The organism is Vibrio coralliirubri, assembly GCF_024347375.1.
Taxonomy (GTDB): Bacteria; Pseudomonadota; Gammaproteobacteria; order Enterobacterales; family Vibrionaceae; genus Vibrio; species Vibrio coralliirubri.
Genome location: NZ_AP025471.1, coordinates 1,103,510 through 1,120,533, shown reverse-complemented (window position 1 = coordinate 1,120,533; position 17,024 = coordinate 1,103,510). Strand labels below are relative to the sequence as shown.

The window sequence follows — 17,024 nt, the reverse complement described above, 5'->3', positions numbered from 1 at the left end:
TCAAAGCAGATGGACAGTAAATCGGTTTTGGTTGTTGGCGGTGGTCCTGCCGGAGCTGTTGCTGCCAGTGAATTGGCGCAAGCAGATTTTAAGGTAACCTTAATTGAAACTCACCAGAGTTTTCGGACTAAAATTGGCGAGTGTTTACCGCCTAACATTAAGCCTTTATTGGCAAAGCTATCTTTAGTACATTTATTGGATAAACATAAAATAAGCTATGCAAATCAATCGGCCTGGGGCGCCTCATCAGTAACTGAAGATGACTTTATATTGGGCGTTCACGGGGCTGGCACCCATATTGATAGGCCGTTGTTCGAGCACGATCTTATGCAAACGGCGATAGTGAATGGTGCTAATTATCACCCGGGTACCAAGTTTAAAAGCTGCGTTCGTGAAAATAACCGCTGGACAGTAACACTAGAATCAAATTTTCGACAGCGGGAGATTATTGTCGACTATATAGTGGATGCCAGTGGCCGCCGAGCGGTGGTAGCAAAGGCGTTGGGGGTTCAGCGTGAATCAATGGATAAACTAGTTGGCATCAGTATGGTGTTTCATGAGCAGCATGAGCCAAACTCTGCGACTCTGGTTGAAGCAACCGAGTACGGTTGGTGGTACAGCGCAACCCTGCCCAACAATAAGTTAATTGTCACCCTAATGACCGACTCCCATCTCATTTCACGACTGCGTTGTAATAAGCAAGTGGGCTTTCATTCTTTACTGAGTCAAACCCATCAAACCCTAGCCAGACTTGAACATAAGGATAATTTTGAAGGGCAGAAGCACAGCGCTATGTCTGTTCATAAAGCGGGCTCGTCCTGGCTAACCGAGCTTTGTGGCGACGGTTGGCTAGCGGTTGGCGACGCTGCCTATAGTTACGATCCGTTATCCTCCTATGGCATCACCGCAGCCATGGGCACGGCCTATTATGCTAGCCGTGCCATTATTGACCATTTTCAGGGAAGGTCAGATACCTTTCTTTGTTACCGTTATCTATTAGACAAGATGTACGCTAATTACTTACAACAGTTACAAAGCGCTTATATGCAGGAGCAGCGCTGGCCACACAGTGACTTTTGGCGTGTAAGGCAACAACCTCATTGACAAAATAGGGCGCGAGTCTCCATATTCCCACAGTGTAATAACTGCGTAATAATATTTTGTGTCATTGACACCTAAAGTGAACAGACATTTATATCACCGCGATTATTTTTTCGCTATGACACTAGCACTATCTTATTTAGCAAAAAGATATCCGGGGAAGCGTTTATTCACTGAAAAGGAAATTACGATGACACATAAATGCAAAGGGCATTTCAGTTGTGCCTGTGGCAACCCTCTTTGGAAAACTCTTATACCTAACGGTGTTAACATACAGTCTTCACGCTTATCGTCTACTAAAGCGAATAATCAGTCATTAACCCAAGGTGAAGTGTCACGGGATAGAATTTTCCATGCAACCAATGGCGGCACCATCCAAACCTTAGCGGGTGGGAAAAATAAAACCGTTGAGGCAATTGGAATAAAAGATGGCAAAATAATCGCGATGGGTTCGTTAGATGAGGTAAAACAGAAGTGGCCAGAATCAGCCCCCACAGCAACGCTCATCCAAGGCTCACAATTTTTACAGCCTGCCTTCATTGAACCCCATGTACACATAATACCCAGCGCCACCTTCAATACCGGTGTAGATCTGAGTCCGTTTGTCGGGCAAAACTTAAGGGGCAAAAGCTATACCCTAGCTTGGGTTGTTAAGCAGCTAAGTGAGGCCACGACACAAATTAGTGCTTCGTTACCTGATTATTGTCCTGCCCAGTACGCCAAGGGTCAACCGGATAGTAAGCCACAGAGCCAATCTTGGTTGCTTGGGCACAATATCGATCCGTCGCTGTTACAGGGAGAGGACAAGTCGTTTAATAAAAATGTGTTAGATAAGGCGAGCACGAGCCGCCCAATTATGGTGCTCAATACTTCGGGCCATTTAGCGTATATAAATAGCGTAGTTATTGAGCAAATTAACCGGTTTAATGGTGAGCCGAAAAAGAATAAAGATTATAAATTGAGCTCAGACGAGGAGCCTACGATTCATCCCCATATTAGCACGGGTGAAAATGGTGTTTTGCAAGAGATGGCACAGATACTGCCGGTATTGGAGTTTTTGTGCACATGGTTTGGGCGCCCAAGTGATGAACAAATAACAGAGCAGGTCAATAAGGTGTTTACTACTGCCTCCGAGCGAGGCGTTACCTATATGTTAGATGCATTGCTTGATGATTTTCAAATGACAAAACTCAAGTCCTATGCCACTGGCAAACTCGAAGGCTTCGAGGGAAAGGAGCCAATAGTGCGAATCGCTGGCGCATATGGAGTGGACAGTCTTACACAGCTCAATAACTCTATTATTGGCACTTATCAGCCTAATCACGGAGATGAAAATTTTAACCTAGCTTATCTAAAGCTAATCTCGGATGGCTCAGCGCAGGGGCTAACTGCTTATCAATATACTCCCTATAACTGTGATGAAAACTATAATGAATTTGGCACATTTCATGAGGGAAAAGTGTCGGTTACAGCCAACGACATTGCTAAGCAAACCAACACCGGGCTGTTCAATTACGGTTATCCCATCGAATTCAATGCCATCGTTCAAAAAGCCAATATGTCGCGCTGGCCATTGATGATCCATGCCAATGGCGATCACGCCATTGCACGAACCATAAATGCCTACAGAGCTGCAGGGATGAATAAGAGCATCATCGATCAACGTCGAGACCGTATTGAACATTGCTCACTGTTGACCCGAGAAAATATGAACGACATGCAAGAGATCGGGATCTCCCCAAGCTTTACCATTGGTCATGTTGGGTACTGGGGATGGGGTTTTCAAAATACCATTATTGGTGAGCAACGAGCCAACCAACTTGACCTATGCCGCACCACATTAACCGATTATGGTATGCGTATTACCCTACATAGTGATTACAGCGTTACCCCCTTAGGGCCACTGCGCATGATGGAGCAATCCATCACCCGTTTAATGGAGGACGTCGCACAAGGGAACCCCCAGAAAGTGTTAAACCCAGCGGAGTGTCTTACCCCCTTTCAAGCATTAAAGGCAATGACTTACGATGCCGCTTGGCAGTGCCATGCGGATAAGTGGGTCGGCTCATTAGAGGTGGGTAAATGCGCTGACTTTGTGATTTTAGCTGAGTCACCACTGACCTACCAAAACGCAGACAATCTGGCTAACCCGGCTCAAGGGATGCGTAATATCCCAGTACTTGAAACGTGGAAAGGAGGGAAACAAGTGCATAGCGGCTCCCCAAATTTTGCCAGCAGCCGTTTGAGCAATGTGCGATATCACGCTGACCATGATGACAAAAAGGTGTTAACGTTTAATTATTTGGCGCCCTATATTAAAGATTCTACAGGCTCGCTGCGGGGCCATATTAACGCTGCGTTTCAGGTGAGCTTACAGGTTGAAGGGGCATCATCTCCGATCCTACTGCGGGATGCACCAATCAAATGTCCTCTCGATCAGGTTTGCTATTCTTTGGATATTAAGAGCTTAGTGGATCAGATTCCTAATGACAAAGCCTACACATTGACTTTAGAGGCCGGCCCCGCTCTAAATGAAACGGCTAACGCAGTATTTGTCGGTGCTTATGCAATTGCAGCGAGTACAACTTTTACTTTGAGCAATAAGGACACGACTGATTGTAATGCACAATCAACGGTTGTGACAGAGTTTGCGCTTGATGAAGTTAAAGAGCCTGACCACATTCAAGCTGCGGTGACGTTGAAAATACCGCCGAATAAGCAAGATGTTTTATCTGATTCATGGGTGGTGATCATCGACCCGAGTACCGATGCCAAAGGGCAATCATGCGAGCAAGCAACATTTGGTTGGGGTAACGGGCAGGTTGCCCCTAATGGCAAAAATGTTATCGCGTATCAAAAGCTCACCTTGGCTAATGAAACTACCGACGGCCTCTATAAGATATCGACGTTTGTAAAACCGGAAGGAGGCGCTTCACTTAACAGTGGTAAAACTTACAGAGCGGGTGTTTGCCTGCTCGATACCTATCAATTGTGCGCCTTTAAAGATGTCGTGTATGCGGGTAATTCACAAAAGATTGTAAATTCAACGGCTAATAAAGATAAGGCATTTATTTAAATTTTCAGTTAAATCGTGTTGGCTACAATCATTGCAAGACCAAAACGCCGCTTTCATTGCGGCGTTTCACTATTTAGAGCGTATTTTATATCAAAGCAATTATTTCCCAGGCGTTTCGTATTCATGACACTGCGGTTGCACGTCATATCAACGATTATCTCCAGTTTGAGAAGTTAAAGCCTGAAAACGGTGGTAGCCAGAGCAGAATGTCTGCTGTTCAAACCATTCCGATTATTGAGCATTTGGCTGAACAGACTTACTTTCATACTCACCAAATTATTGCTTATATAGAAGCCGAATTTGCTATTCGCTACAGAGTAATGGGTATGAATAAGTGACTACACCACAATGGATTCTCATACAACAAGCCTAAGGGACCTCATAAGTTTTGCCCAGAGATGCAGCGAGCTTTTTGTCTGGAAACTAAAGACAGAGCACTATCCACTAGAGCAAAAGGTACACCTAATCTTAGATGGAGCGGCCTCTCATCGAACCGGGTTGGTGAAAGATACAGCTAAGGTGCTCAATCTTGAACTTCAATACTTACCGCTCTAGTGTTCGAACTTAGGTCCGATAGAACGGCTTTGTTGCGCAATTCAACCTGAATCGAGTGAGCCTTTCTCTGACACTCACTATTTAGAATAGTATAAGGCTATATCACCATTTCCTGAGAGAATTGCTGTGGAGATTACTTTTCGGCTAAGCATTCTTCGTTTATTCGTGCGGAAGTGGGCTTTGAAGAGGTTGACGTACCTCTCTTCTAGTATTGTTGTACAACACTAAAGCTACAGTCATTAAAAGCAGGAGTAACAACAATGTCCATAAAAGCCCTGTATAAGAGTGATTGGGTGTTAATGTAGAAACACCCCAACCTCTTCCATTAGGGGCGTTTTGAATCGATCATGTAGGCTCTGAGCGAAAACAAAGATTAATCGGAAAGCGTTCCCAAAATGTCTTGTGTTTTCAATTATTCACCGCACACAAGGCCAATTAGGACTTCCTAAATCATAATGTACGGATTGAGTTTTGGCTTGTCTCTCACGAGTTGTCATGTCTTTAGCTATGGTATACGTCGTGTTCCTGAGTTCTGACTCTATTGAGTTGAGCTATCTCAGGAACACAGAGACTAGGTTTCTAAATAAAGCCTAATTGATCGTTCTCCAAACTTTGGCTGTTTCTTGAAAAACTAGAGTAAATGTATAATCGTAATTATTGCTTCCAGGATCGTTGATAGAGCCATCTGTTGGGTTATCAATGATTTGCCCCATATTATAATTGTCGTTGCTGTCGTATGTGCAACTACAGTTTTCAAACAGTAGCAGGTACTCGGTCCCAGAAGTTAGATTTTTTGTTGGCAAGCTGATTTCATTCCAGCCGCCATTAATAGTTACGTTTGAAGCTAACGATTCAAGCGCTGCTAAATCTTCCTTTGGTACTATTGAAATGTTTATTGTACTTTCAGCTCCCGCCATGAGCTTTATTGCTGAGAGCGTAGCGTTCCTATCTAAGGTGAACGTTTGAGCGAAACGGATAGAGTTACTAGCGCTCATGTTACCGTTGTTTGAGGTACCAATCGATTGCTCGTTCGTACTTATTAGTAACTGAAGTGCAGATATGCCTGCATTGAAAACCAACGTACCATCTGGCGTCGTATCCCTATTGACATTATCGAGTTCGGATTGAGTAAAGTAGTTCACTAAAGCCGCGGCATCGTCACCTTTAGGCCCTTGCGCACCAGTCTCACCTTGTATGCCTTGTGGTCCTGTATCGCCTTTGGCTCCTTGTGCGCCAGTAGTACCTTGTAAGCCTTGTGGCCCGATATCGCCTTTAGGACCTTGTGCGCCAGTCGCACCTTGCAAGCCTTGTGGTCCTGTATCGCCTTTGGCTCCTTGTGCGCCAGTAGTACCTTGTAAGCCTTGTGCGCCAGTCGCACCTTGTAAGCCTTGAGGTCCGGTATCGCCTTTAGGGCCTTGTGCGCCAGTCGCACCTTGCAAGCCTTGTGGTCCGGTATCGCCTTTGGGTCCTTGCGCACCGGTATCACCTTGTATGCCTTGTGGCCCGATATCGCCTTTAGGGCCTTGTGTGCCAGTAGTACCTTGTGCGCCTTGTGCGCCTTGTGCGCCAGTCGCACCTTGTAAGCCTTGTGGTCCGGTATCGCCTTTAGGGCCTTGTGCGCCAGTCGCACCTTGTAAGCCTTGTGGCCCGATATCGCCTTTAGGGCCTTGTGCGCCAGTCTCACCTTGTAAACCTTGAGGCCCGATTTCACCGTTTGTCCCAGTCTCACCTTGTAAACCTTGAGGCCCGATTTCACCGTTTGTCCCAGTCTCACCTTGTAAGCCTTGCGGGCCGATGTCGCCTTTTAAACCAGCGATATCACCAACCCATTTGCCATCTTGATCGATAACAATGTCACCGTTAACTTTAAGCTCAGATAAGTTGGCAATACCGACTACGGAGCTAGACATTTCTGCATAGTATGACCGTGGAGTGGTATACAGTTTTAACTTTGGCGACATTTCTCCATCGTTGTCGATATTGATCCCCAAGTACAAATCTGGGTTTGCGAAAATAGACATATCAATTGACAAGTTTTCACCGAGGGTGACGCTATAATTACCATCGATAAATTCGACAAGTTTTTCATTTTGCCAGAGTAGTTGACCATCACTTTTATAGATAGAGAACATAACTGGCAAAGTAGCATCAATGGTTGTTTCACTGTTTGCATCGTAAAGAACACCATTATGATTAAACTCCGCTGCATATGTGGAGCAAGAAATAAATAAAGTGGCTAGTAGGATATTAATATTTTTCATGAGAGATCCTATTGGAGTTATTTAACTCTAACTTGGTAATTTACGGAGCTAAGTTCAGCGGTAGGCTTTTCGGAGCTTGCGATACTTACAAGCTTAAATAAGGGAGAGCTAACAACTTGTTTAGGTGGCTCGAAACCTTGTTCAGTTTTTGGAACAGAATAAACGACCTCTGGTGATGGGGTGCCTTGTGTCTGCTCTCCACTTGATGAAGAGCCATTTTGTGTCTGTTCTGAGTCTGAAGCTTCATTTGGCGTCTGTTCTGGGTCTGAACACCCAACTAGAGCCAGGCAAATGAAAATGTAACTGACGAAAATTCTCATAGTGTTTTCCATAACTTTTTCTGGATGATGCATGAGCAAAATTTGTTATCCAGTACTGTGAATTCTTAAGGTTCACGAGATGCAGTTCACTTTCACGAATCGCTTCATTACAGCTGAAGAGTGTTTAAGCTAGTAAGGCGATACTGTTCTCGCAAATTATTAACATACTTAAGTAAGAAACTTTGTTCTATTACACACTATTACACACTATTACATGGCGTAAGAGCCGAAATACGAATGAGGGGAAAGGGAGCTTTTTGCTCTTTGCTAAGGGAGATTGTGTTAGAACGACTAGGCTACTTCTCCCTCGACGCAATTAAAACGCTTTTATATTGAACAAGATTTAACCGAGCAAGGTCAATGCGCCCTAGGTTTATGAGATTTAGTTTAATGCACTTACAGGGCTGAAAGGCTGTGTGTTGACCATTACAATTTGAAATGAAGTGAGTAAACCAACAGGCTTTTTGTTGGTTTACTTACCGGGTCTGCTGGAGGTTTGTCAGTTTACTTATTCGCTCTGCTGGTTACGCTGCAAGGTGTCTCGAATCTACTTCTAATTTACTGCCTTTAATAATTTGATAATCTTTTATCGCTAACCTAATTCTGCCTCGCTTTCTTTCGATAAGGTTGGGTACTAAAACACCTTCTGGTTCTAATAATTCCGAAAGTTGTTTACGCGCTCTATATATCTGAATATTAATATGAGTTTCTGCAAGTCCCAGATCTTTCGTTAGTTGCTCTATGGTTCGCCAACCTTGCATGGGCTCTGCGACATTGTTTTTTAGATCTTCTGCTTTATATCGTGCTAGCAAGGCTGTCAAATAATGGTGACTTCGCGCCTGACAGTCGATTGACCTTTGTTCATCTCTGATGGTGAGTTCAGTCAGTTCTTCATCGAGACTGATATTGAAGATATAGCAAAGATTACTGGATGGTTGCTTTGCAAGACACATTGTTTCTGTGTCTTCAGCCTCAACACTTTTGAATAATTGCCAAGTCTTTTCCGAAAACTTAATCTGTTCACCATCATTTAAGCTGCTGCACAAGTTGTTCTCAAAGTGCTCACATTGCCACTCCTGTTTAGCCGGATCATAAAAGACGACTAACTCAGGAGACGTGTCGTTGGGCAAGAAATGATAGTGCTCTAGATAGATAGGCTTTAGGTCCGGTTCTATGTAAGCTTCTTGCTGCGTTGGTAATAAAACGTCTTTTGGTGGCTCAAGACTTTCTACGACAAAAGGGTCTGTTTGTGCACTTGAGAACAAAATTTGATCATTGACGTTGAGTAATTGAGGTCGATTAGGTTCTATCATCTGACCATTTATTCGGATCCCGTTTTGACTGATATCACGGATAAACCAATGTTTCTGAAATTCTATGATAGCGTGTATTCGAGAAACGTCCGGTAAATTGATAGTGGTGTTGACGGATGATGATGAAAGCCGGCCAAACTTGTGAAACGCTTTAAGGTGTATAGGGTTCGTAAATCGTTGATTACTTAGATAAGCCATGAGTTTTCTCACTGTTTATGAAACTTTAGATGACGTTGTCTTTAAATAGTATAGCTGTTGGCATAGTGCAGTGTTTCCTCAATAATTAATTCGTCTAGCATCTCGAGTTGTTGTTGGTAACCATCAATACTCTGAGTCAGATTTTCCATAGCTTGTGTAAGGATACTTTCAACTTGTTCTGTCGTCTCTTCGTTTGTTTGCCATTGGTTTTGGATGTGTGTTATCTCGTCAGTTTGTTCGTTGGAAGTCCAAAGTGATGTTAGCTTCCAACCTGTTTCACGAGCGAGTGGGGGAAAAATAATATTTGATAACTCGATGAACTTTTTCTCTTGTTCACGTTTGATCTTTAAGGTCGCGATAAGGTTTAGGGCATTTACGTAGTTCATTAGTGATTTCCTGATTGCAGATAAAATTGATAGTCCTGGATGGCGGCGCGTTCCAGCTCGCTATAGGACGAAAAGCCAAGTCTTGGCCAAAGGTCGTTTGGATTTTGCGTTAGGCTATTTGGATGTTTGGCTGAAAAAAACCAGTTCCATAACTGTTCTTCATTGATATTGAGATCAGACAGCGATAGTAAAGGGGTGTCGCGTTTAAATGTGATCCGAGCTTGGTAGTCGGAATAGCGCTGATTGAGCTTCAACAGGTCGATCAGCTCTTCGTCAAAATGCTGGTGGTTTCCACTTAGCCAAGCGAGCAGAGATTCATGGGAAACCAGAGCGTCAAAGTCGTGACTGTTGACCTGTTGTGATGTTAACCAGTCAGCCAAGTGCTTAAAATCTATGGCTTGGTCTGTATAGGCCGATTGTCTAAGAGCCATTTCAAGTAAGGCATTTCGTTTATGCTCATCTGAAATGCTTGGATTATGGAAAGAGGCGGTTCTCAATGCGCTTTTTCGGGAAATAGCCTGTTGTTTTAGCTCCCAAAAGCAACCATCGATCTTAAGTTCTCGGTGAAGCTCCTCGCTCGTTATTGAATGGTTTGAGAGTTTTCTTTGGTGGTTCAATTGGGAAATTAACCGTTCCCAGGCATCCGTTGGCTTAAAGTGATGTCTCACTTTTGGTGAGAGTGGGAGCAGCAGTTTTGGGTGTTCAGCAAGTTTTTTTAGAAGAGTAACAGCATCACATTTTTTAATATCTATGTAATTGTTTTCTGTAAATTTACGTAATGACTGAGCCCTATCGTCCCCAAAAAAATCCAGAGCATATTCATAAAGCTTAGATAAAGTTCGTTTAGGGTAGTGAAGCTGTTTTAATGCTTCTATAATTTGCGCTGACTCTTGTTGGTTTATTATACGACTTTTGATGGCGTGCTCTAGGGTAGCACGCATGTTCACCATAGGAGATGAGATGTGTGGGCACCCCAGTTCTTCGGGCCCATGAACAAGAGCTACCTCGTCATCGTCTTCCAAAACTCCATTTATGTAGTCTTCGAATACTCGACCAGAACCTTCCATCCCAAACTGGGCTAGTTCGGCCGCTCTCAGTGCTCCCATGCTCGAACAACCATATACTTTGATGCCTAAAGATAAGGCATAGAGTATTTCTTTGTGCCAGACGGCAGGAACGCTTTCGAAGTAACCATCAATTAAAACGATCACATTCGGTTGGTCGTATGTGGCTAAATAAATGTCTCCTTGTTTGGCGGGGGGACGACAGTCTGCGTTTATAATGCTCTGAATGTTAGTCGTGGAGAGAGTCGGGCCGGAAAAAATAATGATGCTCATGCTAATTCTCCCGCAACTAACGAGCCTTTGACAGCTAAAGCTCGTGCTCCCATCTCGTAACCTGGCAGTTCTTCAATACCTTCTAATCCGGGAACAATGACACGTACAACAGGGATGCGAAATTCACTTTTTTCTAGGTTTACGAAGGCTGCTTGAGTAAGGCCGACCTTATTTAGTTTGCTTAAAATGAGTTCAATGTCTTTCGTAAAGCACGTATTGTTCCAAGAGTGGATATCTTTAAAGTTTCTCAGCAAACAAGGTTTCATGTTAGTTGCTCGCTCCTTCTGCTTAGAATTTAGGCTTAGGTAAGCATTGGCATCGATATCATCTCTCGAACCCGAAATCATGGTTAGACGCGTCTGCGCTGCTTCTGTTAGCGCTCTTAACAGGCTAATGGCCTTGCATGGGTGAGTGCCTGATCCGAAAGCTGGATAAGAAGGGCCTTGCTCCTGTGAATCAGAGATGATTCGACAGAAGAAACTCGCAAGTTCAATATCTGATGTGATATCCCAAACTTGAACATCAATACCAGCCACACGGTATCGTTCGATAATCGCCAGGCAATCCTCATCATCGACGGTATTGAGGTCTAGTTGGTTGTTGTACGGGTCACTTAGGTGTCGTTGCTTTACTCTCCACAATGCTAAGGCATCGCGTTCAATTGTTTCGCAGAGGCCGTGTACTATCGCTTCTTCTATGCTGTTGCCGGAAGCCAAGCCGTTTGAACTCATGACAAAAGCGCCACTGCCAGTAGGCAATGGAAGCGTATAGTTGCAATGAACAACCTCATAAGGGACATATGTAGATTGTTGAGTAAACAGCTCAGTTCCTTCTACCCACAGACGTTGTTCATGTTCTGAGAATTGACTAAACGCCAACTTGGGTAAAGCCTCGATATTTAGAACTGAACACTTTTTCGAAAGCTGATGAAAATTTGCTAATTTAAGTGGTAGTTCGATGTGCTCAGCGTGGTAAGTCTCTATTGCTTCCATTGCGCCAGATACTTTTGCTGACATTAAGTCCAACCCTTTTCCTTGAGCAACAGAAATTGCATAGGAGTCAGGTCTGCAGACAGTAACGACTGGAATTCCGATATGATCCAGCCCAGTGATGTTTGCAACGCGGGTTATTCCCATCTCTTTGAAGTAAGGGGATATTCTTTCGAAAGTGGTCTCGGGGGAGCACTGGCGGTGCGTTCCTTTTCGGTGTTTTTTCTGAGGCATTAATGGTCCTTCAATGACAAAGATTCGGAGCCAAATGTCCTATTTGGCTCCTTAATAATAACTCGCTTCTTATTTAAGGAAACTCTGCAAGTTTGCAACAGTGCAAACGGTTCCCACGAGTAAGCTTTCTTCCTGTAAATCTTTCGGGTTTACCGCTCCGACTTGTACACCTGCATCACGATAGTATCGAGCTAATGACTGGGCAGTGAGTGTATTACTGTTTTGTTTAATAGAGTCTAAGTGAGGAGTTAAGTCGTCTTGGTGTCGATGGATACTGGCTTTTAACTCATTAAGTGTCTCTTGCAACTCATTGAGGTTCTCACTTGCACCTTCTTCTAGGTTCAAAGCGTCTAGCTTGTCTAAATCATTTACGCTTAGGTAGTGAACATGATAAGGATAAAACTGGTTATCATCTCTGACCAATAAAGGATTGACGTACGAAACGATATAGATATTTTCAGAGACAGGTTCTTTGAGTTGCTTTAGCGCTGATAATGGAATGTGGTCGTTAACAAAACTCATGATAGGTGCACTAGAGTTCAGCTCAAGGTTACTGATAGGAGAGTCTCTACCAACGTTCTGTTGGGAGGCGTTGTGTTGGGGAGCACGTAGCCTATTGAGCTGTAAAAGACGCAGATCGAGTAGGTATCCAGGTTTTAAATCTGACATATTAATATCAGGTGGGCACTGTGCATTGTCTAGGTTCCACGGTAAAACTTTAGTCAATGCAGGCCCCATAATATTAATTTGTTGCAGCTTTTGGCCTCCCTTTTGTGCTCCAAAAAAGAAGTGATAATCGGTTGAGCTGTAGCACCATTCAAGGCGTTTTACTGACTCTGACGTGTAGTCTTCATGATTTATGAGTGTTGCCTGTTGACCATTTTGTCTGATCACATAAATATCTTGTGAACGCAGAGTCAGTTGACCTTTCTCATCAATATAAGGGCTCAGTTCTTTTTGAAGTTCTTCTATGGATTGGTTGTTCATATTTTGTCCTTTTAATTATAAATAACCTAGCGCCTGTGCATTTCTCAATGCTTCAAGTATCAGTTGCTGACGGTGTTCGTCGTTGTGCTTTTCATTCATTATTTCCTTGAGTGGGCCAACGACAGGGTGGGGAAGTGCGTGCTGGCTGATGTCCAGCAATGTTATAGCGATTTCGATGGTGCGCTCTTGGACGCTATCTGTTATTGCGTCTGACGGTAGAAGAGTTAATAACTCGAGTTCTACGAGTAGAGCTAACCATTGAAGTGGAAATGGGAACTCGTTTGATAGCGCTTTCCAAATATTATTGCTTTTTTGGATGAGAGCTTGGCTGTGAGAAACATCGCCTTGCCTACAAGCAAGCCAAGATTCATTGGCATAAGCAATAGCCACGTAGTCATCCATCCCAGAGTTTTTTGCGTAGGATAAGGCTTGCTCCCAATAACGACGTGTATTCTCAGTGTCACCTTGCAGTCTAAAAAGTACGGTTAGGTAGGCGAGGCAACGGGTTTTAAGTGTTGTATCGGCTTTCTCACTGGCGCTTTTTAATGCCGCTAAAAGGTGGTTTTCTGCTTCCGCATATTGCTGACTAAATAAGTACGTAAACCCTAAGCTAAACAAGCTGTGTGTTTGCAGTTGATGGTCGTCAGTTTCTAAAGATGTGTTGTAGGCTGTTTTAGCTAAACTGATCTGATTTTGAGTTAGATTGTAACGAGTTCTTCGTAATTCAAACTGTAGTTTTGCATCGTAAAACTGTGCTTGTGAAAGTGGATCCGTAAAGTACTCAAGACACGTTTCAATACTGCAAATTATGCTGCTCATGTTAGGCAATTCGTTACGCCAGTAATGGATATACAATTTAGATAATTGGACCGTTAACCATGTGTTATACCAACGTGAATCCTTAACTGTATGGCTGTTTAACAGAGCTTCTGCCCGGTTATAGTTACCTAGAGCCTTTTCATGTAAATGATGAGTTTCTAGAGATTTACCATATTTAACGTACAAAATGACGCTGGTTAAAATATCCCCCGCCGTATTTTCATTAAGAGCTTCTAGGTAATAAGAGCGTGCTTCGTCGTGTTTCGCTAAACGGATCAAGTTATCACCAAGCCCGATAAGAGCTGAGAGTTTGTCAGGATTGGCTCCGTCATTTTTATCAGCAAGCAACGATATGTTTAGCGACTTTTCATAATGTCGAATCGCATCGTCTACCATGGAAGCTTTAGCAGCTTGCTCTCCCGCTTTCAAATAGTAGACCGTCGCTCGTACCGGTGTGTGTGTGTTTGACCAATGATCGCCGATTACTGCTGGGGGATAGTCTGCCCCCTCTTGATTTTCCATGGCCATTGCGAGTTGCTGGTGAGTGATGTGTTGTGTTGTCGAACTTTCGTAGATGGCATCGCGTATTAGAGCGTGCTTGAACTGATATAGGTTGCCTTCCACACTGCGTTGTTTAAAAACAATATTGCTACGCTGCAGCTCATCTAGGTCAGCTTGGATCTGCCCTATGTTCTTGTCTGAAGCTTGTAGAATTAATGCTTCGCCGAATGTTCGTCCTATAGCGGCGGCAAGTTGGGCGGTATCTTTAGCGAAAGTTAGATCATTGAGTTTCTGTTGAAGGGTGCCTCTGAGGTTTTCCGGTACTTGTGATTCAGGCTCTGTGACGTTGAAGTCAATACAGCCATTCACCTTTGTAACCAGGTTGTTTTTCTGTGCATGAAACACCAACTCCTCAAGAAAGAGTGGGTTTCCATCGCTTCTGGTTGTGAATAATTGCTTCACTCGCTCACTAACGGCTACTTGCTCGAATAAGTGTTCAATCAATTGGTGGCACTCTCCCTGCGTTAGAGACGAAAGTTCAACCTCGTAAGCTTTGGTCGATTTTAGTGTTTCAGGAAGAGGTGTACGTGAGCTGTTCAGCCAGCGAACGTTTTGGGTATTGTGAACTGCTTTTTCAATCAGATAGTGGATAAATTCTAGCGTAGTAGCATCAGACCAATGGACATCCTCACAAATAAACAAGCATGAGTCGTCATCGGATGTGAAGCCGTTGCAAATCAAAGACAGAAGGTGGGACATGGTTAAAAAGAGATATGACTTCTGTTGGCTAAGAGAAAGGGTCGATATTGCTTGTTGGAATTCCTTTTCACTTTGGTGAGACAATTTTGAATAAGGTTGTAACCAGGCCCAGAGAATGGCTGAGCCTCTTTCTCTTTCTAGTGATGAGAGCGGCAGTGAATCTAGTGCCGTTTTGTAATTGTACTCGGCATGTTGGCCATTAAGCTCGAAGTGCGCAGAAAAAAAGTTAAGCAAGGGGAACAGAGCATTCGTTTGAAACTCAGGTAAACACTGCAGAGAAAACGAACGGGTGTTGCTTAAGCGCTCTTTTAGTTCGAGAATTAAACGAGACTTACCGATCCCAGCTTCACCGTGAATATGGAGGAGTTGATGTTGGCAGTGTGGCTGGTTCAAACGAAAAAGTTGTTCGAGGGTTATCTGCCGACCCACAATAGTGCTGTGTGATTGTGTTTTACGCAGAAATGAGAAAGCTTCAGATAAACGCTCTCCCTTAAGACGATATCCATAAGGTGCCGCGCATATTGAATCATGACTAATGGGCTCAAACACAAGCTGATGGCTAAGCATCTCCCTAAATTGAGGCGAACAGGTGATTTCGCCGGGATGACTATTTCGAGCAAGAGTCATCGCTTCGGTTGAGACTCGCCCTTCAGGTATCGCCCCGTCCATGCTTCTCATCATCCCTTTAGACAAGCCGATTCTAAGTTCGAATTTGAGATTATGCTGTTCTAAGAATGATGTTTGTTTAGCGTGGAGGTTGCTCCAAATATCGAGCGCTGCTCTGGCGCTGAGTCGGCTATCGTTGTCACTGACCACAGGGTAGCCGAAATAAAATAGCGTAGTGTCACCAACGGTAGCTACATGAGTTGCCCCAAAACGAAGTGCGATATCGACACATTGACTGTGATGATCTGATAAAAGCATTTCTGCTATATCTTGCTTGTCGAGTGTCGACTCACTAGCACCTGTTCTATCTTCAGAAAGAATCAAGCACAGAGCTGTGATTTGCTTTCTCTCCGTGAATTTTGAGTAGTAAGAGGATGATAGTTCCCCTGTTTGTGTCATTGATTCTTGGACCAATTCAGGCGCCTCTTTCGAGACCGAGTGAGGAGCCTTTGGTGCTATGTCGGAAAAATTAAATCGACGAAACTCACGATATAATTCAACGGTGTTACCAGGGCGATCTTGTGCTTTTTTATGAAGTACACGACGAAAAAAATGCGCCGAATGATGCCCTGCGAGGAGACCTAACGGGATATTTGCAGCGCTGAGCTGATGATAAAAAATGGATGCAGCACTGTTGCCTTTTATTGCAGGAACACCGGTGAGACACTCTAAAAATACAAGTCCCCAGGAATAAATATCAGTTTGAGGTAGAGATGGCTCACCTCTTAACTGCTCAGGGGCACTGTATTTAGGGGTTCCTAAGGTTTCATCATTTAATGTTAATGTTTGGAAATCCGATGTTTTTCCATCACTTTTAAGTGTACTGATCCCAAAATCAAGGATTTTAATGTGTTGTTTCGCCCCTACATTGAAGAGCATTATGTTAGCTGGCTTTATATCTCGATGAATGATACCGAGTTCATGAGCATGAGCGAGAGCATCCAGTACTGAAGCCATGATCTCTGCGGACTTTGATGGTGTTATTTGACCACGGGAAGCCAAATAATCCTTCAGTGTTACGCCATCGACAAATTCGTAGACGGCGTACAAGATATAATCACCCTGCTGACCCTTGTCCAGCAGTGATACGATGTTAGGGTGGTTTAAACGACGAACCAAATCACACTCTCGTTTGAAGCGAGCGATTTTCTTTTGTCTTTTCTGAGGGCATTCAGTTTCTGTTAGTGTAAGAAACTTTATCGCGACAATTTTTCGAGTGTTGAGTTGCACCGCTTTATAGACTTTTCCGAACCCACCTTCGCCTATCTGTTCAAGCAATGTGTAATGTTTGGAGTGAAACTGTGCTTCAACTGTGTCCGTCGTATTTTCTTTTAAGGCCATTTACCTACTCTTGAGATCCATCTCGAGGAACATAAGTCTAGTACTTAAGGAGTGGTAGTGATAGCGATTGTTATTAACTTTCAATGATTCAACGTGATTCATAAGGTTAGGTTTGTGTTTTCGCGACTTAGATTGTGTTTTTTCTAGTTTTCTATGAGGGATTTTACTTACTTATAAATTG

At 43.6% G+C, this 17,024-nt stretch carries 10 protein-coding genes and 2 pseudogenes; 3 read left to right on the top strand and 9 right to left on the bottom strand.

The genetic code is table 11. The features are described 5' to 3' along the window. Nucleotides 1-9 precede the first annotated feature (9 nt). The 3 genes and pseudogenes from OCV20_RS21625 to OCV20_RS21615 all read left to right on the top strand — a co-directional run. On the top strand, nt 10-1,104 hold the full coding sequence (locus OCV20_RS21625) for an NAD(P)/FAD-dependent oxidoreductase (RefSeq protein ID WP_086775118.1): 1,095 nt from the start codon (nt 10-12) through the stop codon (nt 1,102-1,104). Between the two features lie 115 nt (nt 1,105-1,219). After that, nucleotides 1,220-4,177 carry an amidohydrolase gene (locus OCV20_RS21620; RefSeq protein WP_261881456.1) on the top strand — a complete coding sequence of 986 codons (2,958 nt, stop codon included), beginning with the start codon at nt 1,220-1,222 and terminating at the stop codon, nt 4,175-4,177. Between the two features lie 92 nt (nt 4,178-4,269). Next, nucleotides 4,270-4,729, top strand: a pseudogene (locus tag OCV20_RS21615) (winged helix-turn-helix domain-containing protein); the annotation flags it as partial. 593 nt (nt 4,730-5,322) lie between these two features. On the opposite strand, the gene OCV20_RS21610 reads toward OCV20_RS21615, so the two are convergent. The 9 genes and pseudogenes from OCV20_RS21610 to OCV20_RS21575 all read right to left on the bottom strand — a co-directional run bounded on the left by OCV20_RS21610 (nt 5,323) and on the right by OCV20_RS21575 (nt 16,843). Continuing rightward, the gene (locus tag OCV20_RS21610; RefSeq protein WP_261881455.1) at nt 5,323-6,993 is read right to left on the bottom strand and encodes a collagen-like protein; all 1,671 of its coding nucleotides are present in this window, start codon (nt 6,991-6,993) and stop codon (nt 5,323-5,325) included. A gap of 17 nt (nt 6,994-7,010) precedes the next feature. Then, nucleotides 7,011-7,325: a hypothetical protein gene (locus tag OCV20_RS21605; RefSeq protein ID WP_261881454.1), complete on the bottom strand. Its 315-nt coding sequence runs from the start codon at nt 7,323-7,325 to the stop codon at nt 7,011-7,013. A 512-nt stretch (nt 7,326-7,837) separates the two neighbouring features. Continuing rightward, entirely contained in the window at nt 7,838-8,626 is a 789-nt protein-coding gene (locus OCV20_RS21600) for a hypothetical protein (protein WP_261881453.1), read from the bottom strand. 6 nt (nt 8,627-8,632) lie between these two features. Continuing rightward, nucleotides 8,633-8,824, bottom strand: a pseudogene (locus OCV20_RS25950) (FHA domain-containing protein); the annotation flags it as partial. Nucleotides 8,825-8,865: 41 nt separating this feature from the next. Further along, on the bottom strand, nt 8,866-9,210 hold the full coding sequence (locus OCV20_RS21595; RefSeq protein WP_086774669.1) for a hypothetical protein: 345 nt from the start codon (nt 9,208-9,210) through the stop codon (nt 8,866-8,868). Further along, on the bottom strand, nt 9,210-10,547 hold the full coding sequence (locus OCV20_RS21590) for a TfuA-like protein (RefSeq protein WP_086774670.1): 1,338 nt from the start codon (nt 10,545-10,547) through the stop codon (nt 9,210-9,212). The genes OCV20_RS21595 and OCV20_RS21590 overlap by 1 nt, the downstream gene beginning before the upstream one ends. Next, a complete protein-coding gene (locus OCV20_RS21585) occupies nt 10,544-11,770 on the bottom strand; it encodes a YcaO-like family protein (protein ID WP_086774671.1) in 1,227 nt (408 codons plus the stop codon). The genes OCV20_RS21590 and OCV20_RS21585 overlap by 4 nt, the downstream gene beginning before the upstream one ends. A gap of 69 nt (nt 11,771-11,839) precedes the next feature. Beyond that, nucleotides 11,840-12,757 carry a hypothetical protein gene (locus tag OCV20_RS21580; RefSeq protein WP_086774672.1) on the bottom strand — a complete coding sequence of 306 codons (918 nt, stop codon included), beginning with the start codon at nt 12,755-12,757 and terminating at the stop codon, nt 11,840-11,842. A 15-nt stretch (nt 12,758-12,772) separates the two neighbouring features. Then, a complete protein-coding gene (locus OCV20_RS21575; RefSeq protein WP_086774673.1) occupies nt 12,773-16,843 on the bottom strand; it encodes a protein kinase domain-containing protein in 4,071 nt (1,356 codons plus the stop codon). Between the last annotated feature and the right edge of the window lie 181 nt (nt 16,844-17,024).

What these genes read in the sequence shown, in the direction of transcription:
- OCV20_RS21625 (WP_086775118.1), top strand. Translation starts at nt 10, where the DNA reads ATGGACAGTAAATCGGTTTTGGTTGTTGGCGGTGGTCCTGCCGGAGCT.
- OCV20_RS21595 (WP_086774669.1), bottom strand. Translation starts at nt 9,210, where the DNA reads ATGAACTACGTAAATGCCCTAAACCTTATCGCGACCTTAAAGATCAAA.
- OCV20_RS21610 (WP_261881455.1), bottom strand. Translation starts at nt 6,993, where the DNA reads ATGAAAAATATTAATATCCTACTAGCCACTTTATTTATTTCTTGCTCC.
- OCV20_RS21605 (WP_261881454.1), bottom strand. Translation starts at nt 7,325, where the DNA reads ATGGAAAACACTATGAGAATTTTCGTCAGTTACATTTTCATTTGCCTG.
- OCV20_RS21620 (WP_261881456.1), top strand. Translation starts at nt 1,220, where the DNA reads ATGACACTAGCACTATCTTATTTAGCAAAAAGATATCCGGGGAAGCGT.
- OCV20_RS21580 (WP_086774672.1), bottom strand. Translation starts at nt 12,757, where the DNA reads ATGAACAACCAATCCATAGAAGAACTTCAAAAAGAACTGAGCCCTTAT.
- OCV20_RS21590 (WP_086774670.1), bottom strand. Translation starts at nt 10,547, where the DNA reads ATGAGCATCATTATTTTTTCCGGCCCGACTCTCTCCACGACTAACATT.
- OCV20_RS21600 (WP_261881453.1), bottom strand. Translation starts at nt 8,626, where the DNA reads ATGATAGAACCTAATCGACCTCAATTACTCAACGTCAATGATCAAATT.
- OCV20_RS21585 (WP_086774671.1), bottom strand. Translation starts at nt 11,770, where the DNA reads ATGCCTCAGAAAAAACACCGAAAAGGAACGCACCGCCAGTGCTCCCCC.
- OCV20_RS21575 (WP_086774673.1), bottom strand. Translation starts at nt 16,843, where the DNA reads ATGGCCTTAAAAGAAAATACGACGGACACAGTTGAAGCACAGTTTCAC.